Annotated in this window: 24 protein-coding genes and 1 tRNA gene; 8 read left to right on the top strand and 17 right to left on the bottom strand. The window is 63.1% G+C overall.

Going from position 1 to position 22,251, the window contains the following annotated elements; translation table 11 throughout:
* Positions 1 to 10: 10 nt before the first annotated feature.
* Positions 11 to 517 carry a hypothetical protein gene (locus tag ACQY5B_RS05410; RefSeq protein WP_420326049.1) on the bottom strand — a complete coding sequence of 169 codons (507 nt, stop codon included), beginning with the start codon at positions 515 to 517 and terminating at the stop codon, positions 11 to 13.
* Positions 517 to 870, bottom strand: coding sequence for a hypothetical protein (locus ACQY5B_RS05405; protein WP_428400325.1), 354 nt, complete (start codon positions 868 to 870; stop codon positions 517 to 519). The genes ACQY5B_RS05410 and ACQY5B_RS05405 overlap by 1 nt, the downstream gene beginning before the upstream one ends.
* Before the next feature lie 359 nt (positions 871 to 1,229).
* Here ACQY5B_RS05405 and ACQY5B_RS05400 point away from each other — a divergent pair, with 359 nt between their 5' ends.
* Positions 1,230 to 1,844: a replication/maintenance protein RepL gene (locus ACQY5B_RS05400; RefSeq protein ID WP_420326051.1), complete on the top strand. Its 615-nt coding sequence runs from the start codon at positions 1,230 to 1,232 to the stop codon at positions 1,842 to 1,844.
* An 8-nt stretch (positions 1,845 to 1,852) separates the two neighbouring features.
* On the opposite strand, the gene ACQY5B_RS05395 is transcribed toward ACQY5B_RS05400, so the two are convergent.
* The 5 genes from ACQY5B_RS05395 to ACQY5B_RS05375 form a co-directional block, all read right to left on the bottom strand.
* Positions 1,853 to 3,181: a tyrosine-type recombinase/integrase gene (locus ACQY5B_RS05395; protein WP_420326052.1), complete on the bottom strand. Its 1,329-nt coding sequence runs from the start codon at positions 3,179 to 3,181 to the stop codon at positions 1,853 to 1,855.
* 143 nt (positions 3,182 to 3,324) lie between these two features.
* Positions 3,325 to 3,414 (bottom strand) — tRNA-Ser (locus ACQY5B_RS05390).
* 743 nt (positions 3,415 to 4,157) lie between these two features.
* The gene (gene ychF / locus ACQY5B_RS05385) at positions 4,158 to 5,255 is read right to left on the bottom strand and encodes a redox-regulated ATPase YchF (protein WP_420326054.1); all 1,098 of its coding nucleotides are present in this window, start codon (positions 5,253 to 5,255) and stop codon (positions 4,158 to 4,160) included.
* 139 nt (positions 5,256 to 5,394) lie between these two features.
* Positions 5,395 to 5,775 carry a DUF805 domain-containing protein gene (locus tag ACQY5B_RS05380; RefSeq protein WP_305972155.1) on the bottom strand — a complete coding sequence of 127 codons (381 nt, stop codon included), beginning with the start codon at positions 5,773 to 5,775 and terminating at the stop codon, positions 5,395 to 5,397.
* 137 nt (positions 5,776 to 5,912) lie between these two features.
* Positions 5,913 to 7,283, bottom strand: coding sequence for an MATE family efflux transporter (locus ACQY5B_RS05375; protein ID WP_420326055.1), 1,371 nt, complete (start codon positions 7,281 to 7,283; stop codon positions 5,913 to 5,915).
* 102 nt (positions 7,284 to 7,385) lie between these two features.
* Between ACQY5B_RS05375 and ACQY5B_RS05370 the strand changes: the two genes are divergently transcribed.
* A complete protein-coding gene (locus ACQY5B_RS05370; RefSeq protein ID WP_420326056.1) occupies positions 7,386 to 8,027 on the top strand; it encodes a TIGR02453 family protein in 642 nt (213 codons plus the stop codon).
* A gap of 3 nt (positions 8,028 to 8,030) precedes the next feature.
* On the opposite strand, the gene ppk2 is transcribed toward ACQY5B_RS05370, so the two are convergent.
* A complete protein-coding gene (gene ppk2, locus ACQY5B_RS05365) occupies positions 8,031 to 9,032 on the bottom strand; it encodes a polyphosphate kinase 2 (protein WP_420326057.1) in 1,002 nt (333 codons plus the stop codon).
* 166 nt (positions 9,033 to 9,198) lie between these two features.
* On the opposite strand from ppk2, the gene trpA reads away from it, so the two are divergent.
* A complete protein-coding gene (gene trpA, locus ACQY5B_RS05360; RefSeq protein ID WP_420326058.1) occupies positions 9,199 to 9,990 on the top strand; it encodes a tryptophan synthase subunit alpha in 792 nt (263 codons plus the stop codon).
* On the opposite strand, the gene ACQY5B_RS05355 is transcribed toward trpA, so the two are convergent.
* Together ACQY5B_RS05355 and ACQY5B_RS05350 are read right to left on the bottom strand one after the other, a co-directional pair.
* The gene (locus ACQY5B_RS05355) at positions 9,978 to 11,333 is read right to left on the bottom strand and encodes an ATP-binding protein (RefSeq protein WP_420326059.1); all 1,356 of its coding nucleotides are present in this window, start codon (positions 11,331 to 11,333) and stop codon (positions 9,978 to 9,980) included. The two genes, trpA and ACQY5B_RS05355, sit on opposite strands and share 13 nt — an antisense overlap.
* A gap of 3 nt (positions 11,334 to 11,336) precedes the next feature.
* Complete coding sequence (locus ACQY5B_RS05350; protein WP_305972149.1) at positions 11,337 to 11,873, bottom strand: heme NO-binding domain-containing protein; 537 nt, start codon at positions 11,871 to 11,873, stop codon at positions 11,337 to 11,339.
* 129 nt (positions 11,874 to 12,002) lie between these two features.
* Here ACQY5B_RS05350 and ACQY5B_RS05345 point away from each other — a divergent pair, with 129 nt between their 5' ends.
* The gene (locus tag ACQY5B_RS05345) at positions 12,003 to 13,166 is read left to right on the top strand and encodes an alpha-hydroxy acid oxidase (RefSeq protein ID WP_420326061.1); all 1,164 of its coding nucleotides are present in this window, start codon (positions 12,003 to 12,005) and stop codon (positions 13,164 to 13,166) included.
* A gap of 60 nt (positions 13,167 to 13,226) precedes the next feature.
* Here ACQY5B_RS05345 and ACQY5B_RS05340 read toward each other — a convergent pair whose 3' ends face one another.
* On the bottom strand, positions 13,227 to 14,390 hold the full coding sequence (locus ACQY5B_RS05340; RefSeq protein ID WP_420326062.1) for an MFS transporter: 1,164 nt from the start codon (positions 14,388 to 14,390) through the stop codon (positions 13,227 to 13,229).
* A 159-nt stretch (positions 14,391 to 14,549) separates the two neighbouring features.
* Here ACQY5B_RS05340 and ACQY5B_RS05335 point away from each other — a divergent pair, with 159 nt between their 5' ends.
* On the top strand, positions 14,550 to 15,200 hold the full coding sequence (locus ACQY5B_RS05335; protein WP_305972146.1) for a 50S ribosomal protein L25/general stress protein Ctc: 651 nt from the start codon (positions 14,550 to 14,552) through the stop codon (positions 15,198 to 15,200).
* 70 nt (positions 15,201 to 15,270) lie between these two features.
* Here ACQY5B_RS05335 and ACQY5B_RS05330 read toward each other — a convergent pair whose 3' ends face one another.
* On the bottom strand, positions 15,271 to 16,074 hold the full coding sequence (locus tag ACQY5B_RS05330; protein ID WP_420326063.1) for a methyltransferase domain-containing protein: 804 nt from the start codon (positions 16,072 to 16,074) through the stop codon (positions 15,271 to 15,273).
* A 56-nt stretch (positions 16,075 to 16,130) separates the two neighbouring features.
* On the bottom strand, positions 16,131 to 16,445 hold the full coding sequence (gene hmuQ / locus ACQY5B_RS05325; RefSeq protein ID WP_420326064.1) for a heme-degrading protein HmuQ: 315 nt from the start codon (positions 16,443 to 16,445) through the stop codon (positions 16,131 to 16,133).
* Between the two features lie 68 nt (positions 16,446 to 16,513).
* Here hmuQ and pth point away from each other — a divergent pair, with 68 nt between their 5' ends.
* From pth to ACQY5B_RS05310, 3 genes are read left to right on the top strand one after another with little or no spacing between them, the layout of a single operon-like run.
* Positions 16,514 to 17,209 (top strand): aminoacyl-tRNA hydrolase, encoded by a 696-nt coding sequence (gene pth, locus ACQY5B_RS05320; protein ID WP_420326065.1) that lies wholly within the window; start codon positions 16,514 to 16,516, stop codon positions 17,207 to 17,209.
* Entirely contained in the window at positions 17,206 to 18,357 is a 1,152-nt protein-coding gene (locus ACQY5B_RS05315; protein WP_420326066.1) for a serine hydrolase domain-containing protein, read from the top strand. Before pth ends, ACQY5B_RS05315 begins: the two co-directional genes overlap by 4 nt.
* 11 nt (positions 18,358 to 18,368) lie before the next feature.
* Positions 18,369 to 18,752, top strand: a complete 384-nt coding sequence (locus tag ACQY5B_RS05310) for a DUF2237 family protein (protein WP_305972141.1) — start codon at positions 18,369 to 18,371, stop codon at positions 18,750 to 18,752.
* Positions 18,753 to 19,157: 405 nt separating this feature from the next.
* On the opposite strand, the gene ACQY5B_RS05305 is transcribed toward ACQY5B_RS05310, so the two are convergent.
* The 4 genes from ACQY5B_RS05305 to trpB form a co-directional block, all read right to left on the bottom strand.
* Positions 19,158 to 19,673, bottom strand: coding sequence for a helix-turn-helix transcriptional regulator (locus tag ACQY5B_RS05305; protein ID WP_305972140.1), 516 nt, complete (start codon positions 19,671 to 19,673; stop codon positions 19,158 to 19,160).
* 140 nt (positions 19,674 to 19,813) lie between these two features.
* Positions 19,814 to 20,374: a hypothetical protein gene (locus ACQY5B_RS05300; RefSeq protein WP_305972139.1), complete on the bottom strand. Its 561-nt coding sequence runs from the start codon at positions 20,372 to 20,374 to the stop codon at positions 19,814 to 19,816.
* A 7-nt stretch (positions 20,375 to 20,381) separates the two neighbouring features.
* On the bottom strand, positions 20,382 to 20,588 hold the full coding sequence (locus tag ACQY5B_RS05295) for a hypothetical protein (protein WP_305972138.1): 207 nt from the start codon (positions 20,586 to 20,588) through the stop codon (positions 20,382 to 20,384).
* Positions 20,589 to 20,938: 350 nt separating this feature from the next.
* On the bottom strand, positions 20,939 to 22,183 hold the full coding sequence (gene trpB, locus ACQY5B_RS05290; RefSeq protein WP_420326067.1) for a tryptophan synthase subunit beta: 1,245 nt from the start codon (positions 22,181 to 22,183) through the stop codon (positions 20,939 to 20,941).
* Positions 22,184 to 22,251 lie beyond the last annotated feature (68 nt).

Here is a 22,251-nt window from a genome sequence, read left to right as displayed (position 1 = left end):
AACGTCGCCATCAACGACACATCATCACAACAAATGGTTCGTTGTTTTCTACGAATGCGGATAGAATCGCGCCCCTGAACTCAACACTTTGTCCAACGGATAGTCTTGGAAATTTCCCAAACTCATCGGCCTCAAAAAAACATAGTGCCGTGCTTTGACCAACTTTAATCCAAGCCGACTTAAAGCCGTAGACTTGACCTCTGGGGATCTTGTTCCCAACATATGTTTCAGTTTGAGCGAGGGGGAAATTTCTATCAAACCTATCGCCTATTTCGCCTGATGGATCCAGAAGGCGCGACCGCATAAATGCACCCACAACAAGAGAGTATTCGGAGCCGCCTTCGATGTACCTTTCCACAACACCCTTACTTCGGACGCTCAAACCGTAATAGCGCAGCATTCCTTCTCTTTCATTCAGGTCGAAGGCTCTGGCAATGGCCTCAATGCCCCCAGGGTTCGCGCTTGATGCAACGGGGACACTCATCAAAATAAGAATGGACAGAAGGAGCACGCGCATTACTCAGTCACCGTGCAGTTGACCAATTGAATGTTGTCTTCCATAAATCCGCCGATGCCATAAATCTCACCGAAGAAAGGAACATCATCACCGATATCTTTGTCCAGCAGTTTGGTTGAATCATATAGGTTGAATGTGCATTCAATTGGATAAACATATCCATCGAACATAACCACCCATCCATCTCCCCAAACCTCTTCACGCATTGATTTGAGAACGCCAACACCACCTATCCCCCGACCTTTGTATTCAGACTCAAACCGCATGGGGTTTTGCTTTTGGGTCTTCACCACTTGCGTAAGGTCAATTGATTGTGCTTGCGCTTGGGTTGCAGCCAATAGCGAAAGTGCCATTATCGAAAATTTAATCACGTCGTTCCTCCAAAATGTAGCTTTCAGTCAATTAGGGACGCCTTTTCTCAAAACCAGAACTTTCTCGAGGTTCAAATGCCAACCCGGAATATTGCCGCCGGAGGACCCAAAAATGGGTCCTATTAGGAGATGAGATAAGGGGGTTGTAATAAGTGATTAAATTCAAGTATTTAAAAATTTGATAGGGGACACCGTACGTGTCCCCTATTAGGGACACCCTGGGTGTCCCCTATTGGGAAGGAAGTGGACATTTTTGTCCGCATTTTTGCTTCTCGTTGAGTCCATACCTATCTTGGATTTGTCCTCTTTAAGGACAAAGATGACAGGTATAGGAGACAAAAATGCCAAAAATCATTGTTGATGAAAATGAAGCGCAGGCAGAAATGGAGAAGATTCGAGAGTTGCGGAAAGTTGGCGGCGATGCGGCTGTTGCTGAATACTTTCAGCAAAAGGCGAAAACAGCAGATTCGGAAAAGAAGCAGAGAGGACGGCGGGAGAATGCCGGATTCACGCAGGTTTATGAGGCTGGTTGGAAGCGGCTTCAAGCATTGTTGAGAGCAGAACCCGCGTTGGCCCGGCTATACGCTTTTCTGGCGGAGAATATGGGGCCTGATGGGACCATCTGCGCAAGCCGGGCAACACTCGCAGAGGCGCTTGAAATCAGCGAAAAGACTGTTTCAAGGCATGCAAAGTCTTTGGCGGACAAAGGTGCTATCGTGATTTTAAAGGTCGGAACAGCCAATGTGTATTGCCTGGACCCAAAGGAAGTTTGGAAGAGTTTTGACAACGCAAAACCCTACGCAGCGTTCAACACAAAAACTCTCGTCTCAAAAGCGGAGAACCCATTTATTAAAAAACGCCTCGCAGTTTTGCTGAACGGGCAAACAGAGGAACAAGGTAATCGCACAGTGGTCACGGACGATGATGATGTTGCCGAATTTCTTGGCGCACCTTGAACGCCAGTTTAATCCTTACCCTCGCCTAACTCTTGGTCGAAATCATAGATCTCGGCAAATCTCTCAATCGCTTCCTTTGTCCACTGTGATTTCTCGGCCTCTAATTCGTGAAGCGTAACGGTATAGTGGTTCCCGTGTTCCAAGTAACGGCCCCAAGCCTCCATCACGGGATAACGCTTCTCAAAATACTGGGTTCGACGATAGGCCGCATCCGTCTTTTCCCGACCGTGTGCAAGCGCGGCGCTTGTAAGGTATGGTGGGAAATCTGTTGTTTCTGCAACCCAATCGGTGAACGTGGAGCGCCAGCCATGAACCGTCATTCCTGGCACCAGTTGCTGTAACACCTTTCGCATTGTCGCATCAGATATTGGCTTGTTGGGATTGTATGGCGACGGGAAAATCAATTCCGACTTTGGCGCAATCTCTCGCCACCTCGCCAAGACATCCTGCGCAGGTTTCGAAAGCGGGATGATAAATCCTTTCCCCGCTTTCATCGTGTCCGCAGGAATAAGCCAGTGTGGAAACACTGCATATTCCTCCTGACTCGCTTGCATTTGCGACCATGTCGCAAATCGAACCGGCTTGGATCTCGTGGCGTTCAAAATTGCGAATTGAAGCGCAGTAATCCCCACAAGGTCTTTGCGCTTTGCGTTCTCTGCCTTTTGACAAAGCGCACACCAAACATCCCTTGCCTTCTGGTGCTTCACTGCCGCAAAGTGCTTTGGCTCTGCTTTCACGCGCGTTAGCCCTTTCAACACTGAACTGGTCGGATTGTCCTTGGACCGATAGTTGTTCACTATCGCCCAATCAATCACAGAGCCAATGCGCTGCTTCACTCGCGTGGCCGTGACGTGCTTCTCCGACCATATCGGACGCAGCACCCGCACAATGTCACCTGACTGGATCTCGGCAATATCCATGTTGCCGATGGCAGGGAAGGCATAGGTTTCGAGTGTCCTGATCCATTGATTCTTGTGCTTGCCGTTGCGCCCGTGGCTCAACACCAGTTCTTCGTGGGCCTTCTCCGCCGCTTCCTTGAAGGAAATTGAGCCAGCAGGCCGTATCCGGTCCAATCGTGGGTCCACCCCTACGAAAGCAGCCCTTCGATACTCTGCGGCCTTTTCTCGGGCCTCTGCGAGGCTCACAGTGTGGACAGGTCCCAAGCCGAAGTCCCGCCGTTCACCGTTGAGCGTGACACGCGCTACCCATCGCCGCGCCCCAGAGGCCGACACGACCAGATACAGGCCCCCGCCGTCCGTGTGCCGTCCCGGCGGTGCCTTCTTCACCAATGCCGGTGTGAGTCGCTTCTCAACGTGAGGTCCCTTCGCCTTCGCCATCCGCCCGCCTGTCTCAAAAACTGATACCACAATCTATACCACAAAAAATTTTGTGGAAAGCGGAAAGGGCGGGTACCACATATGGACAAAACCCCTGTGTTTCTTGGGTTTTGACCTATTCACGGCGCTATCAAAGTGTGAAATGGCGGAGACGAAGGGATTCGAACCCTCGAGACGGTTTCCCGCCTACTCCCTTAGCAGGGGAGCGCCTTCGACCACTCGGCCACGTCTCCGCCGCCGTGTCTATGCGCGCGAAAGGATGGAAACAAGTCGAAATTGACAGTAAGACGACAAAACCCGCCGGTCTTCATTCCGGGCGGCAGATCTCTCCGCGTGTATGCCCAGAAACGTGCCCGCAATAATCCCAGTCACGATCACCAGCAGAGGCGCCTGAAGCCCTCTTACCGCCGTGCAGGCCTGAGCCGGAACGTTTCGCGTTACGCCAACGGAAGATCGACAGGGCCGCAAAGGGAAAGCTCATCGCCCATCGGGACAGGAAAAGGGCGGGCGCGTCGTCTGGGCAAGAGGAATTGTCGCTAGGACGCCGTTGGGCAGCGCGCGGGCCAAACCGTCCAGGCTGCCGCCATTGAGCCGGAGCCAGGACAGCCCTCCGGGGCACAGCTGCCACCCGCACCACCACGACGCCAATCGCCCGCATGTCCCAGGCCACAACCCCGCGACCCCATCCAGACCGCGATCACCGCAAAGACCCGTCCAGCCCGCAAGGCCGTGGCCGCAATCACCAGGAAAACGGAATGGCGGGAAAGACGTTCAGCTTGGCCGGGCGCGTACAATCCTCTTGGATCGCCTCGGGGCGGCGCCGCGCCTTGAGAGCAGCGCAATCGCGGCGCGTGTCAGCCCTTGCCCCTGCCCCAGTCGAAGCACTCGGTCGCCTGCGAGCAGCACACCGACAGAACAAATCCCCCTGCCCAATGGGCAGAGGGCCTTGGCAGCACGCACTGCGGACCGGAACAGGTCAGGTGTTGAAGAGGAAGTGCAGGACGTCGCCGTCCTTGACCTCGTAGGCCTTGCCCTCGGCGCGCATCTTGCCCGCGTCCTTGGCCCCGGATTCCCCGTTGCAGGAGACGTAGTCGTCAAAGGCAATGGTTTCGGCGCGAATGAACCCCTTTTCGAAATCGCCGTGGATCACGCCCGCCGCCTGCGGCGCCAGCGTGCCGCGCTTGATCGTCCAGGCGCGGGCTTCCTTCGGGCCGACGGTGAAATAGGTCTGCAGCCCCAGCAGCTCGTAGCCCGCCTTGATCAGGCGATCGAGCCCCGCCTCCTCCAGCCCCAGCTCCTCCAGGAACTCGGCGGCTTCCTCGGCGTCCAGCTGGCTGATCTCTTCTTCGATCTTGGCGGAAATCACCACGTGGGAATTGCCCTGGGCGGCGGCCATCTCGCCCACCTTGGCCGACAGCGCGTTGCCCTCGGCCGCGTCGCCCTCGTCAACGTTGCAGACATAAAGCACCGGCTTGGAAGTCAGCAGCTGCAGCATCTTCCAGGCCTTTGCATCCTCGTCGTCCACCTCGACCACGCGGGCGGGCTTGCCCTCTTCCAGCGCGGCCAGCGCCAGTTTCATCAGGCGTTCCTGCTGGACCGCCTCCTTGTCGCCACCGCGGACCTTGCGCACGATGTTCTGAAGGCGTTTCTCGATGCTTTCCATGTCGGCGATGATCAGCTCGGTCTCGATGGTCTCGGCATCGGCCACCGGATCGACGCGCCCGTCGACGTGGGTGACGTCGTCATCCTCGAAACAACGCAGCACATGGGCGATGGCATCCACCTCGCGGATGTTGGCCAGGAACTGGTTGCCCAGCCCTTCGCCCTTGGACGCACCTTTGACCAGGCCGGCGATGTCGACGAAGGTCATGCGCGTCGGGATGACCTGAGCCGACTTGGCGATCCCCGCCAACTGCGGCAGCCGAGGGTCGGGCACCGCCACGTCGCCCACGTTGGGCTCGATGGTGCAAAAGGGGAAGTTCGCCGCCTGCGCCGCCGCCGTCTTGGTCAGCGCGTTGAACAGCGTCGACTTGCCCACGTTGGGCAGCCCCACGATTCCCATCCGAAAGCCCATCAGGCACACTCCATCTTGAATGACGGGCCGCTTCTAGTCGGGCAGCCCCGGGCGTGCAAGCAACGAGGCGTCCCGTGGCATGCAAAACCCCTCTTCCCGGGGGAAAGAGGGGTTCGTGTGCCTTGAGCTGACGAGGGGATCAGCCGAAGCGGTTCGGGCCCGGGGTCGGCTTCTGGATGAAGAAGTAGATCAGCACGAGAACACCGATCAGCGGGACAAAGATGATGAGATACCACCAGCCCGACTTGTCGATGTCATGCAGGCGGCGCACGCCGATGGCGATCCCCGGGATCAGGGTGGCCAGCGAAAAGACGGTGCCCAGGACGGCGATGCCAAGAAGACCGTCGATGATGCCCAGCACGATCCCAACCAGGAACAGACCGAGCACGGCCCACCAGTATTCGCCACGGTTCGAGCGGCCTTCGAACTTGATGTAATTGGTGAAGAAAAGCTTGATCGCTTCACCCATGCCGACCTGGCGGTCATAGCCGCCAGCACCCGCGTCCATAGTATGGGCCATAATCTGTGTCTCCTGAAAACTGTCCGTGGTCCCTGAGTGGCCCGGATGGTGTCCCCGATCCGGTAGGAGCAATTAACCACCGGACATGTGCACTCTCAATGGTGGAATACCACCAGTCGCCCGAAATGCGCGGCAGATCAGGCGGCTGCCGTCTGCCGCGCCAGAATGGCAGGGCTGTGCATCCAGAATCGCCACATCAGCAGTCCAGCCGCCGCCGCAAGCCCCACGACCAGGCCGAACCAGATGCCCTCGCCGCCCCAGTTCAGGGCAAAGCCGAAGATCCAGGCACAGGGCATCCCGATGCCCCAGTAGGCCACGCCGGCCATGATCATCGGCACGCGGGTGTCCTGCAACCCGCGCAACAGCCCGATGTGGATCACCTGGGTCGCGTCGACCACCTGGAACAGCGCGGCCATCAGCAACAGCCCCCGGCCGGTGGCGATAATGGCCTCACGCTGGGGATCATCCGGGTCGACAAAGAGGCTCATCAGCGTTTCGGGCAGCGTGACAAAGACCGCCACGGTCAGCGCCGCCGCCACGGCGCCCAGAACCGCAACCACCCGCGCCCCGCGCAGCATGTGATCGAGGTCGCCCCGGCCCAGCGCGTTGCCCGCGCGCACCGTCGCCGCATTGGACAGGCCCAGTTGCACCATGAAGGCCGCCGTCGAGATCTGCAGCGCCACGCCATGCGCCGCCAGCGGGATCGTCCCCAGCCAGCCCATCAGCACGGCAGTGGCGGCAAACAGCGCAACCTCGGCCAAGGTCGTCAGCCCGATGGGCCACCCGAGGTGAAAGACCTGGGCGAACATTTCCCAGTCCGGGCGCCAGAAGCGCACCATCAGTTCATGTTCCGGCAGCTTGATCAGCGCATAGGCCGCCACCAGCACCAGCGAAATCACATGTACCGTGACAGAGGCGATGGCCGCCCCGGTAATTCCCAGTTCCGGCGCGCCCCAGTTGCCGAAGATCAGCGCGTAGTTGGCCAGCACATTGGCCCCCGCCGCGGCCAGCGTGATCCAGAGCACGACGCGCGTATGTTCCAGCCCGGCCAGGTAGTTCTTGAACACCATGACCCCAAGCGCCGGCAAAAGCCCTGTGGCCGCGATGCGCAGGTAGGTCTGCGCCAGCGCCGCCACATCGGGCGTCTGCCCCATGCCCCGCAGGATCGGCCCCGAGAACCAGAACAACGGCAGGGTCACGAAGAAATAGAGGATCGACAGCCACAGCGCCATGCGCGTCGCGCGCCGCACCAGCACCTCGTCCTCCTGCGCTGCGTAGCGGGCAACCATCGGCATGATCGCCCAGGCAAAGCCCGATCCGAACAGGAAGACCGTGAAGAAGAACGACCCCGCCAGGGTCAGCGCCGCCAGTTCCGGCACGCCGTACCAGCCGATCATGATCGTGTCGGTCAGGCCGATGGCGAATTGCGCCAGGTGCCCGCCGATCAGAGGCAGGCCCAGGCGCAGGACGGCGCGCCTGTGGTCGGTATAGGACATGGGCTCGGTCATGCTCTGCCCTTAGTGCCGCCCTTCGCCGGAGGCAAGGGCGCGGGGTGCTTTGCCAGCCGTCCTGTGCTAGTCTTTGAACAGGCGCCTTGACGGAGCTTTCCAATGGCCGACCCCGTTGATCTTGACCGGCTTTTGCCGGACGCCCGCGCATTCCTTGCGGAACTTGCGGACAACAACGAGCGTGACTGGTTTCGGGACAACAAGGCGCGTTATGACAGCCAGCTCAAGCGTCCTTCGGAAAAACTGCTGGCGCGGATTGCCACCTGGCTGAGAGAGACCCGGGGCACGCCGCCCCGGACCAAGCTGTTCCGCCCGCACCGCGACGTGCGCTTTTCCGAGGACAAGACCCCCTATCACACCCATCTGCACATGATGTGGTCGCTGCCGGACGGGCGCGTCTGGATGCTGGGGATCTCGCTCGAATATGCCACGCTGGGCGCCGGGGTGATGCAGTTCGAGCCGGCCCAGCTTGACCGCTGGCGCGAGGCGGTGGCCTCGGATCGGGGGGCGGATCTGGTCGCACTGGTGGCAGAGGCCGGATGGCGGGTCGATCCCCCTTCGCTGGAGCAGGTGCCGGACCCCTACCCCGCCGATCACCCGCGCGAGGACATGCTGCGGTGCAAGGGCTACGTCGCCTGGCGCGACAACCTGGACGAGGCCCTGTCCACCGATCCCGCCGCCAGCATCAAAGAGGTGATCACCGAATTCACCCCCCTGATGGACTGGCTGGGCGAGATCGCCTGAGGTTCAGGTCCGGCGCGTGCCCGGGTGCAGCATCTTGCCCAGGATGTGATCCGACCGATGGATGACATGACCTGCCCCGCCCACGATCAGCGGATCGGGCGCACGGACGATCCTGTGATCCTTGTCCGGGTAATCCAGTGTCGACAGGAAATGCCGCATGCAGTTCAGCCGCGCGCGCTTCTTGTCGTCCGACTTGATCACCGTCCAGGGCGCGTCGGCGGTGTCGGTGTAAAAGAACATCGCCTCCTTGGCCTCGGTGTAATCGTCCCACTTGCCCAGGCTGGCCTTGTCGATGGGCGACAGCTTCCACTGTTTCAGAGGGTCGGTCTCGCGGCTCTGGAACCGGGCCAGCTGTTCGTCCTTCGTGACCGAGAACCAGTACTTGTACATACGGATTCCCGACCGGACCAGCATCCGTTCCAGCTCCGGGGTCTGGCGCATGAATTCCAGGTATTCGTTCGGCTCGCAGAATTCCATCACCCGCTCGACGCCCGCGCGGTTGTACCAGGACCGGTCATACAGGACGATCTCGCCCGAGGTGGGCAGGTGTTCGATGTAGCGCTGGAAATACCACTGGCCGCGCTCCTGCTCCGTCGGCTTGTTCAGCGCCACGACACGCGCGCTGCGCGGGTTCAGGTGTTCGGTGAACCGCTTGATCGTGCCCCCCTTGCCGGCGGCATCGCGGCCTTCGAACAGCAGAACGAATTTCTGCCCCGTTTCCTGGGCCCAGAGCTGCACTTTCAGCAATTCCGCCTGCAGGCGCGCCTTGTCCCGTTCGTAAGCGCGGCGCGACACCTTCTTGTCGTAGGGATATTCCCCGGTCTCGAAGGCGCGACGGATCTCGTCCGGGGTCGGGTGATGGCGCTCTGCGCGGGCGGGCAGCGGCACGGCGACGGGTTCCGCGACGGCTGTTTCGGCTTCGGCGGCTGGCTCTGGCGCGGCAACGGAATCGACGGCATTGGCAATCGTCTGGTCTTCTGCGGGGGCGGTCTGGACTGGCGGCATGAGGTCTCCTTCAATTCATGGCCCCATGATCGCATGAACCCGGCACTCCCGCTTTGCGGCACGTCAAGAAACCGTCACGAAAGCTTCACCTTTTTCCATTTTCCGGGCGCCATTGATTTTCCCCCGCACATCCGGCAAGAGGCAAAAGCCTTGCAGGGAGTGAGCCATGACACGCATCGATTCCACCTTCGCCCGGTTGCAAGCCGAGGGACGGAAAGCCTTTGTCGCCTACATCATGGCGGGCGATCCCGACATCGAGACCTCGCTGTCGGTGATGAAAGGCCTGCCCGAGGCAGGCGTCGACGTGATCGAACTGGGCCTTCCCTTTACCGATCCGATGGCCGACGGCTCGACGATCCAGCTGGCCGGCCAGCGCGCGCTCGAAGGCGGGATGACGCTGGACAAGACCCTGCAGATGGTGCGCGACTTCCGCGCCGGGGACAATGACACCCCGATCGTGCTCATGGGCTATTACAACCCGATCTATTCCCGCGGGGTCGACACCTTCCTCGACCAGGCCAAGGAGGCCGGGATCGACGGGCTGATCATCGTCGACCTGCCGCCCGAAGAGGATGACGAACTGTGCATTCCCGCGCAAAAGGCGGGCCTGAACTTCATCCGCCTCGCCACGCCCACCACCGACGACAAGCGCCTGCCCAAGGTGCTGCAGAACACCAGCGGTTTCGTCTACTACGTCTCGATCACCGGGATCACCGGCGCGGCGGCGGCAGAGGCGGCGGATGTCGGCCCCGAGGTCGCACGCATCAAGGCCAGGACGGATCTGCCGGTGATCGTCGGCTTCGGCATCCGCACGCCCGAGACCAGCCGGGCCATCGCCTCCGTCGCGGACGGCTGTGTCGTGGGCTCGGCCATCGTGGGTGAACTGGCCTCCGGCAAGCCGGTGGACGAGGTCCTGTCCTTCGTGTCGGGCCTCGCCAGCGGCGCTCACTCGGCCTGAGCCAGCAGCAGCCGGGCCATCACCGCGATCAGCTCCTCGCGGCGGACCGGCTTGGCCACATGGGCATCGACGCCCTGCCGCAAGTAGCTGGAGACCTGGTGCGTCATGGCATTTGCCGTCAGGGCGATGATTGGCACGCTGCGCAACTCGCGCGCTGCCTCGACCTCGCGGATCATGGCCGCCGCCTCCAGCCCGTTCATGACCGGCATGTTCACATCCATCAGGATCAGGTCATAGGCGTCGGCGAAATGCGCCTCGACCGCCCCTGCCCCGTCGTGGACCATGTCGATCCGCAAAGGGTAGCGCCGCAAGAGCAGGCGCAGCACGCGCTGGTTGGTCTCGCTGTCCTCGGCCACCAGGATGCGCCAGTCCCGCGCCATCAGCACCGCGTTCGCCGCATCCGCCGAACTGTCGACAGAGCGCGGCCGGGGCCGCGCGTCGCACACATTGACCCGCGCGATAAAGCGCGCCCCGCCCCCCGGTGCAGGTTCATGCACCAGGTCGCCCCCCAGCAGCCGGCAGATCCGCCGTGAAATCGTCAGGCCCAGTCCCGTGCCGCCGAACTTGCGCGTGATCGAGGCGTCGGTCTGCGTAAAGGCCTCGAACAGGCGGTCACGCCGTTCTGGCGGCACGCCGGGGCCGGTATCGCGCACCTCGATTTCCAGCACATCGCCCCCGCGCCGCAGGTCGACGTAGACACCGCCGGTGGCGGTGAACTTCAGCGCGTTTGACACCAGGTTGTTGATGACCTGCCGCAGGCGCGTCGGGTCGCAACTGATCCAGCCGCGCGCCCGTGCGTCCTGACGCATCCGAAAGTCCAGGCCCTTGGACTCGGCGCGAGGCTCATGGATCTGGCGGACCTCCTGACAAAGCGCATCGAGGTCGAAATCGCGCGTCTCCATCTCCATCTTGTGGGCTTCGATCTTGGACAGGTCCAGAAGATCGTTCAGCAACTCCAGCAGCGACAGCCCGCAGGACTGGATGATTTCCGCCATTTCGCGCTGTTCGCCCTGCAGGTCCTCGCTTTCGACCAGGGCGGTGGCCATGCCCAGGACACCGTTCAGCGGGGTTCGGATCTCATGACTGATCATGGCCAGGAACCCGCTCTTGGCGGCGCTGGCGCTTTCCGCCGCGGTCTTGGCCTGTTCCAGTTCCCGGGTCCGTTCCCGCACCGCCTCTTCCAAGGCGGCGGCCTGTGCCTGCAGGGCGGCGTTGGCCTCGAAGAGGGCGCGGCTCTTGCCTTCCAGCAGGCGCTCTGCCTCCTTGCGCGCGGCGCGTTCGCGATCATAGCGGCGGCGCAGGACCCTGCCGTCATCCGGCGCGCTGATTGCAGCAGGCCCCATGCCTCATGTCTCCAGCCGCACGTCAAAGACCGCCTCGCGCGGCGAGACGCGGTTCAGCCCGATCTGCGCGCCCTGCCCGAAATGATCCACGCAGGCCTCGATCAGGCCGTGGCAAAAGGCGACGAGCGGGCGTTCGGACCGGTAGGTCATCCGCAGGTGATCCGGCCCGACCCAGGTCGTGTCGAAACGCGGCAGTTCCGCGTCCGAATACAGCTTGCGCACCTCGACGTGCACCTCGCTCTCGATCGCGGCAAGCATATCCAGCACGGTCGTCTTGTCCGCGAAGAACTGCGGATAGGTCTGCACGAAACGGCCATGCATCCAGGCCCCGAACTTGCGCTGCAGGTCGTCGGTGGGGATGCCGGTCAGGTCGCTGACAGCGCCGACGATGCGCATCAGCTCCCCGCAGGGGTAATTCCCGACCGATGTATAGGCCGCGCCGGACTCGAGGTCGAGCTGGTCCAGGATGTCATCCACCGCCTCCTCGCCGATGGCCTGTTCCGCCATCTCCAGCAGTTCCGTGAACACGATGCCCTTCATCGGCCTCTCTCCTTGACCTGTTTGATCTTGCGTAGCGCAGGTCGATGAAGAGGGCCTTAAGAGTCGCATTGCATGAATGTCCCGGTATTGGTAATCGCTTCTTACCAATTCCCACGAAAGCGCCATGCCATGCCCGTCATTACCGAAATCGAGGACCTCAAGCGCATCTATCGGCGACGCGTCCCGAAAATGTTCTACGATTACTGCGAGTCCGGCAGCTGGACCGAGCAGACCTTTCGCGAGAATTCTTCGGACTTCGACGACATCTACCTGCGGCAGCGGGTGGCCGTGGACATGTCGGGCCGGTCGACAAAGTCGCAGATGATCGGCCAGGACGTCTCGATGCCGGTGGCCCTGGCCCCGGTGGGCCTGACGGGGATGCAGCACGCCGACGGCGAGATCCTCGCCGCCAAGGCGGCCGAGAAATTCGGCGTGCCCTTCTGCCTGTCCACGATGTCGATCTGCTCGATCGAGGACGTGGCCTCGAACACCTCGGCGCCTTTCTGGATGCAGGTCTACACGCTGCGCGACGACGAGTTCATGCAGAACCTATTCGACCGCGCGAAAGAGGCGAAATGCTCTGCCGCCGTGATCACGGTGGACCTTCAACTGCTGGGGCAACGCCACAAGGACCTGAAGAACGGCCTGTCGGCCCCGCCCAAGCTGACGCCGAAATCCGTGGCCAACATGATGACCAAGGTCGGCTGGGGCCTGAACATGTTGCAGACGAAGCGGCGGTTCTTCGGCAATATCGTGGGCCACGCCAAAGGCGTGACCGACCCTTCGTCGCTGGTCAACTGGACCGCGGAAAGCTTTGACCAGTCGCTGAACTGGGACCGCATCCGCGAGTTCCGCAAGATGTGGGACGGCCCGCTGATCATCAAGGGCATCATCGACCCGCGCGACGCACTCGAGGCCTGCAATGTCGGTGCGGATGCCATTGTCGTCTCCAACCACGGCGGACGGCAGCTGGACGGGGCCTTGTCTTCGATCCGCGCGCTGGAGCCGATCGTCGATGCCGTGGGCGACAAGATCGAGGTCCACATGGACAGCGGTGTGCGCTCTGGCCAGGACGTGCTCAAGGCGCGCGCACTGGGGGCCAAGGGCGCCTGGATCGGCCGCGCCTTCGTCTACGGACTGGGCGCGATGGGCGAGGCCGGCGTGACCCGCGCGCTGGAGGTCATCCACAAGGAGCTGGACCATTCGATGGCCCTCTGTGGTCACACCGACATCGAAACGGTGAATCGTGACATCCTGATGGTGCCCCGGGGCTTTTCCGGCGACTGGGAGTGACGGGTTAACCCACTGTTAATGAATGAAAATGTTTCGCGCGCGAAACACGGCCCCGGCGGATCACTCTGCCGGGGTCATTTCGGTTGACGTCGCCCGGCGGACCAGCGGGACCAGCACCAGCGGGATCATCAGCATCAAGGCCCCGACCACCGCGAAGGAAGCGCCAAGGCCAAAGCCCTCTGCCAGACCGCCCATCAGCGGCGGGCCGACAAAGAAGCCCGCATAGCCCAGCACCGCCACCCGGCTGATCGCCAGCGCCTTGAACTCGTTCGAGACCAGCCGCCCGCACCATGAAAAGGCCATCGGCGCCACCACCGAGACACCCAGCCCCAGCACCGCGAAACCGGCGTAGGCCACGGCCAGCCCCGGCGCAAAGGCCGCCGTCACCGCGCCCAGGCAGGTCAGCATGGCCGCAAGCCGGATCACGATTGCCTCGCTCACACGCTGCGCGACCAACTGGCCAGAGAAACGCCCCACGGCCATGGTCACGCCCAGGATCGCCGGCCCGAGGGCGCCCTGCGCGGCCCCGGCGCCCAGCGTGCGTTCCAGGTGCAGCGCCGACCAGCCCTCGGTCCCCTGTTCGGCCAGGAACCCCAGCAGGACGATGGCCCCCAGCGGCGCCAACACCCACCAGGACAGCGGCGCGGCGGGCGGTTCGCCCTCTTCGGGCGGGGCCTCGCGCACGGGGGCCAGCGCCATCTGCAGGCACAGCGCCACCACCGGCAGGGCCAGCGCCGCGAAAACCGCGAAAGGCGACCAGCCCGCCTCACGCGCCAGCCCCGTCATCAGCGCCGACACCGCGTAAGAGGCGGAATAGATCCCGTGGTTGAGGTTCATCAGCGACCGCCGGCTCTGCCCCTCCAGCATCGACAGGCGGGCGTTCATCGACACGTCCAGCGTGCCGGAGGCCATCGCCGCCGCCATCATCGCCAGCGCAAAGCTGACACCGCCCCCGGCCAGCCCCGGCAACAGGAAGGCCAGCGCCATCAGCAGGCCGGAAACCGGCAGATCGCCGCTGCCCAGCCGCCGCTGCGCCAGCGGCGCCAGCCACATGGCCAGCACCGCGCCAGCGGCAGAGACCAGCATCGCAAGGCCGAACCCGCCATCGGACAGGCCCACCTGCGGCTTGAGATCGGGCACCAGGGCCGCGAAGGCGCCCCAGTAAAGCCCCACGGCCACGAAACCCGCCGCTGGCCCCCGGCTGATGACAAGATCGCGCAACATGGGGATCGCCTGCCACGGGCCGCCGCCCTCGTCCAGCGCGAAAGCGACCGGGCCCGGGGACGAATCCGCTTGCCAATCGGGCCGATCCGGTTTACCGGCACGGCTTCACGCGGGGTGACAGCCTTGGAGGCACCCTGCCCTTTTAGATGGAGATACAATATGGCTGGTGAGATTCCTGATCTCAACGCCCAGGAACGGACGGGGACGGGCAAGGGCGCCGCTCGTCAGGCACGCCGCGACGGCATGGTTCCGGGCATCGTTTTTGGTGGCGACAAAGAACCGCTGCCGATCAATCTGCCCTTCAACGATCTGCTCAAGCGCCTGAAAGCCGGTCGCTTCAAGGCGACGCTCTTCAACCTCAAGGTCGATGGCCACGAGGACGTGCGCGTGATCTGCCGCGACGTGCAGCGTGACGTGGTCAAGGACCTGCCGACCCACGTCGATTTCCTGCGCCTGCGCCGCACCACCAAGATCAACCTCTACATCCCGGTTGAATTCGTGGGCGAAGACGTGGCCCCCGGCATCAAGAAGGGCGGCGTTCTCACCGTCGTTCGCCCGGAAGTCGAACTGATCGTGACCGCGGGCGACATCCCCGAGAAGATCACCGTCGACCTGTCGACCCTGAAAATCGGCGACATCGTCCACATCTCGGACGTGACCCTGCCGGAAGGCACCAAGCCGACGATCGACCGCGACTTCGTGATCGCCAACATCTCGGCACCGTCCGGCCTGGCCGCACAGGAAGCCGAGGAAGAGGCTGAAGCCGCCGCAGAGGCTGCAGCAGAGAGCGCGGCCTCCGAAGACGCCTGACAGGCCCTTCGCTGAGACGATTTCGAACCCCCGCCCCTTCGGCGGGGGTTTTGCTTTGCCGGATCGCGTCTCAGCCAGGTTTGCGCGCCATGTGACAGGCAAAGAGGATCGCGCCGTAAAAGCTCCCGGAAGCGACCCGTGCGGCGACTTCGTCGCGAAACCCCTGCGCCAATGCCTCCGTACAGTCCCCTGCCGCGGTGGCGGCCATGACACCGCGCGCCAACAGCGACTGGATATAGGCGGGCCGCTCGGTCTGGACGAAACCGTAGGCCCGGCTTGCGGGCGCCTCGAAGCCTGCCTCGCGCATCATCCTTGGCAGGTGCCGCATGATATAGGGGGCATGGATCAGGTTCCGCTGCGTCGAGACCATCGCCGCCTGCAGCGGATCACCATCGAAAAGCGCGACCGTATTGGTCGCGTAATCGCCGTCGAAGACCGCCAGCACGCCACCGGGCCGCAACAGCCGCCAGGCCTCGGCCAGGGCCGCCGCCGGATCGGCAAGGTGGGAATAGACCGTGTGGGCCACGACCACGTCGGCCGCCTCTTCCGGCAGCCCGGTCCGCACCGCGTCCCCCGTGGCAAAGCGCACCCCGTCACGCGCCGCGAACCTCGTGCGGGCGCGGGCCAACAGCCCCTCTGCCGGGTCGATCCCGACCAGCCGCCCGGGCCGCAGATGGCGCAGGATCATCTCGGTGCTGGACCCGCTGCCGCAGCCGATTTCGACCACCTCGGCCCCCGGCCCCGGCAGTCGCCCCAGGTAATCGGCGCAGATCTCCTGCATGGCCGGATCGGCGATCCGGTCTTCCATCGAGGCCGCGATGGCCTCGAGGACGCTGTCGGGCTGATCGGCAATTTGCAAGTAGAGATCGGGCATCGGGTGTCCTTTCCTTGCGCCATCCTACCTCAAACCCGCATTTTCTCCGACGGTCTTCAGGCCGTCAGCACCTGCACCGCCTCAAAGATTTCCAGCTCGGGCGGTTCCAGATACATGTGGGCCGAGCTCTTGGCCCCGCCATGGGCGGCGCGAAACGCCTCGGACCGGGTCCAGTTCGTGAAGCTCGCCTCGTCCTCCCACAGCGTGTGCGAGGCATAGAGGATGTGGTCGTCCCGCTCCGGCCCCTTCATCAGGGCAAAGCTGCGAAACCCGGGCACGCTTTTCAGGTGGCTGTCGCGGTTTTTCCAGAGGGTTTCAAAGGCCTCGAACTCGGATTTGATCACCTTGAACCGGTTCATGGTCAGGTACATTCCGCTCTCCCGTTGTGATCCATGCCGCCTCTGGCCTACATAGGGCGCAGGCGATCTCGGAGGGCACAGTGCAGATATTCGTTGGTCTCGGCAATCCCGGCACGAAATACGCCGGCAACCGGCACAACATCGGCTTCATGGCGCTGGACCGGATCGCCGAGGATCACGGCTTTGGCCCCTGGAAGGCCAAGTTCCAGGGACAGCTGGCCGAAGGGCGGCTGGGCAGCGAAAAGGTGCTGCTGCTCAAGCCCGAGACCTTCATGAACCTCTCGGGTCAGTCGGTGGGCGAGGCGATGCGCTTTTACAAGCTGGAACCGGGCGACGTGACCGTGTTCCACGACGAGCTGGACCTGGCCCCGGGCAAGTGCAAGGTCAAGACGGGCGGCGGCCACGCGGGCCACAACGGGCTGCGGTCGATCCATGCCCATATCGGCGAGGCCTACCGCCGCGTGCGTCTGGGCATCGGCCATCCGGGCCGCAAGGAGCTGGTCGCGGCCTATGTGCTGCATGATTTCCACAAGGCCGACCAGGACTGGCTGGACGATCTGTTGCGCGGGGTGTCAGACGGCGCGCCGCAGCTTGCGGCTGGCGATGCGGGCAAGTTCTCGAACGCCGTCGCACTGCGCACGGCCCCGCCCCGGTCCTCGAAGACACCGGAGAAGCCCAAACCCGCGCCAGCTGCGAAACCCGCCCCGCCCGAGGACACGGGCGGCGAGGAAGAGAGCCGCAACCCCTTGCAACGGCTGGTGGACAAGTTCCGATGAAAAGCACGCGCTTCGCGGCCATCGCTCTTGTTGCGCTGGTAGGTGTGGGTGCCGTCGGCGTTGGCTATCGCGATGAACTGGCGCGCCTGCGGGCCACGATGACGCTGTTTGACGAGGGCGAAATCGTGGCCAACTTCAGCCATATGGACCGGCTGTTCGAGACGGTCCCGATCCCCGTCACCACCAGCGCCGTCCCACTGCCCGAAGGCCCCGCAATGGAGATGCCGGCGGATTGGCAGGCCTGGCTGGACCGGCGGGCCGTCACGGGGGCGATTGTCCTGCGCGGCGGAGAGATCGTGCACGAGAGCTATCACCTGGGCACCGGGGCCGAGGATCTGCGCATCTCGTGGTCTGTGGCCAAATCCTATTTGTCCGCGCTTTTCGGGATCTTGCTGAAACAGGGTCATGTGGACAGCCTGGACGACCCGGTGGTGAAATACGCGCCTCAACTGGCGGGCAGCGCCTATGACGGCGCCACCATCCGCAACGTCTTGCAAATGTCCACGGGCGTGGTCTTTGACGAGGACTACCTGGATTTCTGGAGCGACATCAACAAGATGGGGCGCATCCTTGCGCTTGGCGGCTCGATGGACGGATTTGCCGCCGGCCTGGACGAAACGGATCAGGCTCCGGGCGAACGCTGGCGCTATGTTTCGATCGACACGCATGTCCTGTCGATGGTTGCCCGCGGGGCCACCGGGCGATCCCTGCCGCACCAGCTTGCGGGCAACCTGCTGGATCCGATGGGCGTGTACGGGGATCCCTACTACCTGTCAGACGGTTACGGTGTCGCCTTCGCGCTTGGGGGCCTGAACCTGACGCTGCGCGACTATGCCCGACTGGGAGAGATGTATCGCGCAGGCGGCCGCTTGCAGGGCAAGCAGATCGTTCCGGAAGCCTGGGTAAACGAAAGCACCAGGCCCTCGGCACGTACGGCCGAGGGACAGCTACAATACGGCTATCAATGGTGGATGCCGGCGGACGCCCGCGAGGGCGAGTTCATGGCGCGTGGAATCTATGGCCAATACGTCTACATCGACCGGCAGAGCGGCACCGTGGTGGCGATCACGGGCGCGGATCGCGGCTTTCGCGAGGCCGGGGCCTTTGACGATGCCCTGCAGATGTTCCGCCGCCTCGCCGACCAATAAGGGAGAGCGCAATGCTGGAAAAAGACCCTTCTTTCAATGTTCTCGGCGGCCCTCTTGAGTCCTGTTCTCAAGACCCCCTGACCGGGTTCTTTCGCGACGGACATTGCAACACCTGTGCCGAAGACCGGGGCAGTCACACGGTCTGCGCGGTCATGACCGCCGAGTTCCTCGCCTACTCCAAATACGTCGGGAACGACCTGTCGACGCCGCGACCCGAGTTCCATTTTCCGGGTCTGAAGCCCGGGGACCACTGGTGTCTCTGCGCCGGGCGCTTTCTGCAGGCCCATGACGAGGGCTGTGCGCCGCTGGTGAACCTCTCGGCGACACACCGGGGCGCGCTGGACATCGTGCCGCTGCGGATACTTGAGACCTATGACTGGACGGACCGGGGCTGAGACGCCCCCTGCGCGCCGGAGCGGCGGAATTCGTGCCCCACGAGGGCGCGCTTAACCCGCCTTTAACCATTCTCCGCCCATGATCGTCTCAAGGGCTGGTTGCCCGGATATCTCCTGTTTGCTTTCAGGACCGCGATCTGTCCCCATGCCCCTCCGACCTGGGGACAGATCGCGAACCTGCCGCCCTGGTCCGACCGGCGCGGCTTTTCCCTGGGCGTCGATCCTTTGCATGACACGCCTCGTGCCGTCGTGCCCCCTTGGCCATGCTCAGAAACGCCCGGATCGCGTTCCTTTCCCGCGCCGCGGGATCACCCTGGCCCCTTTCCCTGCGCATCTTTAGACAAGGTCGGATGACGCAGCGGCGTAGATCGTCGGTCAGTCAAAGCGTTCGGGATCTGAAAGGCTTCACGATGGTGTCGCGTTTGACGGAGGCTCTGGCGGGTCCGCCGCGATCAGGTCGTCGATGAACAGGCTCAGAAGCTGTGGCCGTCCCGTCACCTGGGCCTTGCGATAAATGGCGTTGGTCTGCGCCTTGACCGTGCCCTCGGAGGTCCTGCGCACCTCTGCGATCTCGGCGGTGGACAGCCCCTTGATCGCCATCAGCGCCACGTCCCGTTCGGCGGGGGTGAGGCTCCACTCTTTGAAATGTTCGTCCAGCACTTCCATGAAGGCACCCCGTGCCAGACGCAGGCTGTCTTCGGCCCGGGCCCGGGCGCGCAGGCTGCGTGCCAGCAGCGTCGCGGTAACGCCCAACCCCACGATGAGTCCGATGGCGGCGCTGATCTGGATCAGTTCGTAGATCGCCCAGGGAATGGGGACGCTGCGCAGGCCAAGGCGCGTCGACAGGATGTCGTTCAGGAAGAACCCGGCACAGCAAAGCTGGAAGGAAAACAGCATGCCGATTCCGATTCGGGTCTTCACGCCAGACGGCTCCATTGGCGAAACGGCATGACCACGAGGGCCACGCCGGATTGCAGGGTTTGGGATGGTTACATGTCCTGGGCGCAAGAATGCACCTGCCGCGACCGAACAGGCAAGCCCGAGGAGCGGCGGGAAACCGCCTATTTGAGACCGGAAGCCCGGTCGCGCCCCGGCGGCTCGGCCCCGGGCTTGTCATCGGACCGACCGGGGGGATCGCCCTTGTCCCGCTGCCCGGGCCGGCCGTCCTTGTCCTTCTGTCCCGGACGGCCGTCCTTGTCATTTTGTCCCGGAGGGCCGTCCTTGTCCTTCTGCCCCGGCGCTCCTTCGTTCGGTGGCGCGGTCCCGGGGTCCGCATCGGGCGGAGCCGTGGTGCCCGCATCCGCCGCCTCCGGCGGCGTGGTCCCGACAGGCGGCGTATCGCCATGCGCCAACGGCGCACTGCCCGCGCGTCGCTTGTCCGTCGTGTAGAGATAGTCGCGCAGGATCGCCCCGGTCGAGGGGTTCAGCACCACCTCGCGCCGACCCTCGGGCCCCAGCGCGATGATCTGGTCGTAACCCAACCACGTGCGGCGAACCCGGAAACTGGAAAAGCCCTGGTCCGTCAGGCTCTGGATCACGCGGTCGCGGTAGGACTGCGCCGCCGCCGGAGACGTGCAGAGCAGACCGGCAATCAACCCGAGACAAATGAGGGCAAACCGCATGGCGCGCTCACACGGCCACGAACCAAGCGCCCGTGCTTGTCTTGCGCGTCGTCGACATGTCATCGGGCTGGCGCGGGCGGTGGTGCTTGGTCATGAGCTTGAGCTTGGTCGAGGGGGTGACCAACGTGGTCATTGTCATCATCAAAGTGGTCGTCGGGGTCATGGCCATGACGGTCTGCGTTCGTGTGATCCGGGTCTTTAACATGACACTCATTCACCTGCGGGTCATCCCCTGCGGGAAGACAGTGGAAAATATGTCGGCCACCTGCCGAGGCCTTGCACCGATGACCGCGTTCCGTGAGCGTGACTTGGCCCGGTACGGGGAACCGGACGGGTGCGGTCGGGGACCGGTGTGGGACATCCGGCGCCGGCAGGTGGCCGACGAGTTTTACCGATCAATTCGGCAACCTCGGTCACTCTGCCCGCTGCGCATCGGGGTTGGAACTCAACAGGGGTTTATCAGCGGCGCCCTAAACCACATGCAGACGCCCATAAACCGAAGTTTATGGGCGTCAAACCATTGATTCAAAAGGATGCGCTCAGATCACCCCCGAAAGGGCCGGATCAGCCTGCGCTGCGGCCCTCGGTGCCTGACATGTCGACGCCCAGGTGCTTGGCGACGGTGAAGATGTCCTTGTCGCCCCGTCCGCACATGTTCATGCAGATGATGTGATCCTTGGGCAGGTCAGGCGCGATCTTGGCGACATGGGCCAGCGCGTGGCAGGGCTCCAGCGCGGGGATGATGCCCTCGGTTTCGCAGCAGAGCTTGAAGGCTTCGAGGGCCTCCTTGTCGGTGATCGAGACGTATTGCGCGCGGCCCACGTCATGCAGCCAGCTGTGCTCCGGACCGATGCCGGGATAGTCCAGCCCGGCGGAGATCGAGAAGCCTTCGAGGATCTGGCCATCGTCGTCCTGCAGCAGGTAGGTGCGATTGCCATGCAGCACGCCCGGACGTCCGCCGGTCAGCGAGGCGCAATGCTCCATCTTGTCGTTCACACCCTTACCGCCCGCCTCGACGCCGATGATGTTGACTTCCTTGTCGTCGAGGAAGGGAAAGAACAGGCCCATCGCGTTCGAGCCACCGCCGATGGCGGCGATGATCGTATCGGGGTTGCGGCCCTCTGCCTCGTGCATCTGTGCCTTGGCTTCCTTGCCGATGATCGACTGGAAGTCGCGGACCATCGCCGGATAGGGGTGCGGGCCCGCCACGGTGCCGATGCAGTAGAAGGTGTCGCGCACGTTGGTCACCCAGTCGCGCAGCGCGTCGTTCATCGCATCCTTGAGCGTGCCGCGACCGGAGGTGACAGGCACGACCTCGGCGCCCAGCAGCTTCATCCGGAAAACGTTGGGCTGCTGGCGTTCGACGTCATGCGCGCCCATGTAGACGACGCATTTCAAGCCGAACTTCGCGCAGACGGTCGCGGTGGCGACACCGTGCTGACCGGCGCCGGTCTCGGCGATGATGCGGGTCTTTCCCATGCGGCGGGCAAGGATGATCTGGCCCAGCACGTTGTTGATCTTGTGCGCGCCGGTGTGGTTCAGCTCGTCGCGCTTCATGTAGACCTTGGCCCCGCCCAGGCGTTCGGTCAGCCGTTCGGCGAAATACAGCGGCGAGGGGCGGCCGACGTAATGCTTCCACAGGAAGTCCATCTCGTCCCAGAAGCTCTGGTCCGTCTTGGCCTTTTCGTACTCGGCCTCGAGGTCGAGGATCAGCGGCATCAGCGTCTCGGAGACGAAGCGCCCGCCATGGATACCGAAACGGCCCTTTTCATCGGGTCCGGTCATGAAGCTGTTCACGAGATCGTCCATAACACCTCTCCTCTGTCTGGCTGTCTGAATAGGGCATTTGGGGCGCCGGTGACCAGAGGCAAACAGAA

This window comes from Antarctobacter sp. (genome assembly GCF_965277915.1).
In the GTDB taxonomy this organism is placed as follows: domain Bacteria; phylum Pseudomonadota; class Alphaproteobacteria; order Rhodobacterales; family Rhodobacteraceae; genus Antarctobacter.
The sequence above is the reverse complement of the archived record's forward strand: the minus strand, read 5'-3'. Positions and strand labels throughout refer to the sequence as shown.

Coding starts and splice junctions, on each gene's coding strand:
- ychF (WP_420326054.1), bottom strand. CDS start 5,255: ATGGGCTTTCGGATGGGAATCGTGGGGCTGCCCAACGTGGGCAAGTCG.
- ACQY5B_RS05295 (WP_305972138.1), bottom strand. CDS start 20,588: ATGAGTGTCATGTTAAAGACCCGGATCACACGAACGCAGACCGTCATG.
- ACQY5B_RS05380 (WP_305972155.1), bottom strand. CDS start 5,775: ATGGCCCATACTATGGACGCGGGTGCTGGCGGCTATGACCGCCAGGTC.
- hmuQ (WP_420326064.1), bottom strand. CDS start 16,445: ATGTACCTGACCATGAACCGGTTCAAGGTGATCAAATCCGAGTTCGAG.
- ACQY5B_RS05310 (WP_305972141.1), top strand. CDS start 18,369: ATGCTGGAAAAAGACCCTTCTTTCAATGTTCTCGGCGGCCCTCTTGAG.
- ACQY5B_RS05370 (WP_420326056.1), top strand. CDS start 7,386: ATGGCCGACCCCGTTGATCTTGACCGGCTTTTGCCGGACGCCCGCGCA.
- ACQY5B_RS05300 (WP_305972139.1), bottom strand. CDS start 20,374: ATGCGGTTTGCCCTCATTTGTCTCGGGTTGATTGCCGGTCTGCTCTGC.
- ACQY5B_RS05400 (WP_420326051.1), top strand. CDS start 1,230: ATGCCAAAAATCATTGTTGATGAAAATGAAGCGCAGGCAGAAATGGAG.
- ACQY5B_RS05375 (WP_420326055.1), bottom strand. CDS start 7,283: ATGACCGAGCCCATGTCCTATACCGACCACAGGCGCGCCGTCCTGCGC.
- ACQY5B_RS05335 (WP_305972146.1), top strand. CDS start 14,550: ATGGCTGGTGAGATTCCTGATCTCAACGCCCAGGAACGGACGGGGACG.
- ACQY5B_RS05405 (WP_428400325.1), bottom strand. CDS start 870: ATGGCACTTTCGCTATTGGCTGCAACCCAAGCGCAAGCACAATCAATT.
- ACQY5B_RS05350 (WP_305972149.1), bottom strand. CDS start 11,873: ATGAAGGGCATCGTGTTCACGGAACTGCTGGAGATGGCGGAACAGGCC.
- ACQY5B_RS05340 (WP_420326062.1), bottom strand. CDS start 14,390: ATGTTGCGCGATCTTGTCATCAGCCGGGGGCCAGCGGCGGGTTTCGTG.
- trpB (WP_420326067.1), bottom strand. CDS start 22,183: ATGGACGATCTCGTGAACAGCTTCATGACCGGACCCGATGAAAAGGGC.
- ACQY5B_RS05315 (WP_420326066.1), top strand. CDS start 17,206: ATGAAAAGCACGCGCTTCGCGGCCATCGCTCTTGTTGCGCTGGTAGGT.
- ppk2 (WP_420326057.1), bottom strand. CDS start 9,032: ATGCCGCCAGTCCAGACCGCCCCCGCAGAAGACCAGACGATTGCCAAT.
- ACQY5B_RS05330 (WP_420326063.1), bottom strand. CDS start 16,074: ATGCCCGATCTCTACTTGCAAATTGCCGATCAGCCCGACAGCGTCCTC.
- ACQY5B_RS05355 (WP_420326059.1), bottom strand. CDS start 11,333: ATGGGGCCTGCTGCAATCAGCGCGCCGGATGACGGCAGGGTCCTGCGC.
- ACQY5B_RS05410 (WP_420326049.1), bottom strand. CDS start 517: ATGCGCGTGCTCCTTCTGTCCATTCTTATTTTGATGAGTGTCCCCGTT.
- ACQY5B_RS05395 (WP_420326052.1), bottom strand. CDS start 3,181: ATGGCGAAGGCGAAGGGACCTCACGTTGAGAAGCGACTCACACCGGCA.
- ACQY5B_RS05345 (WP_420326061.1), top strand. CDS start 12,003: ATGCCCGTCATTACCGAAATCGAGGACCTCAAGCGCATCTATCGGCGA.
- trpA (WP_420326058.1), top strand. CDS start 9,199: ATGACACGCATCGATTCCACCTTCGCCCGGTTGCAAGCCGAGGGACGG.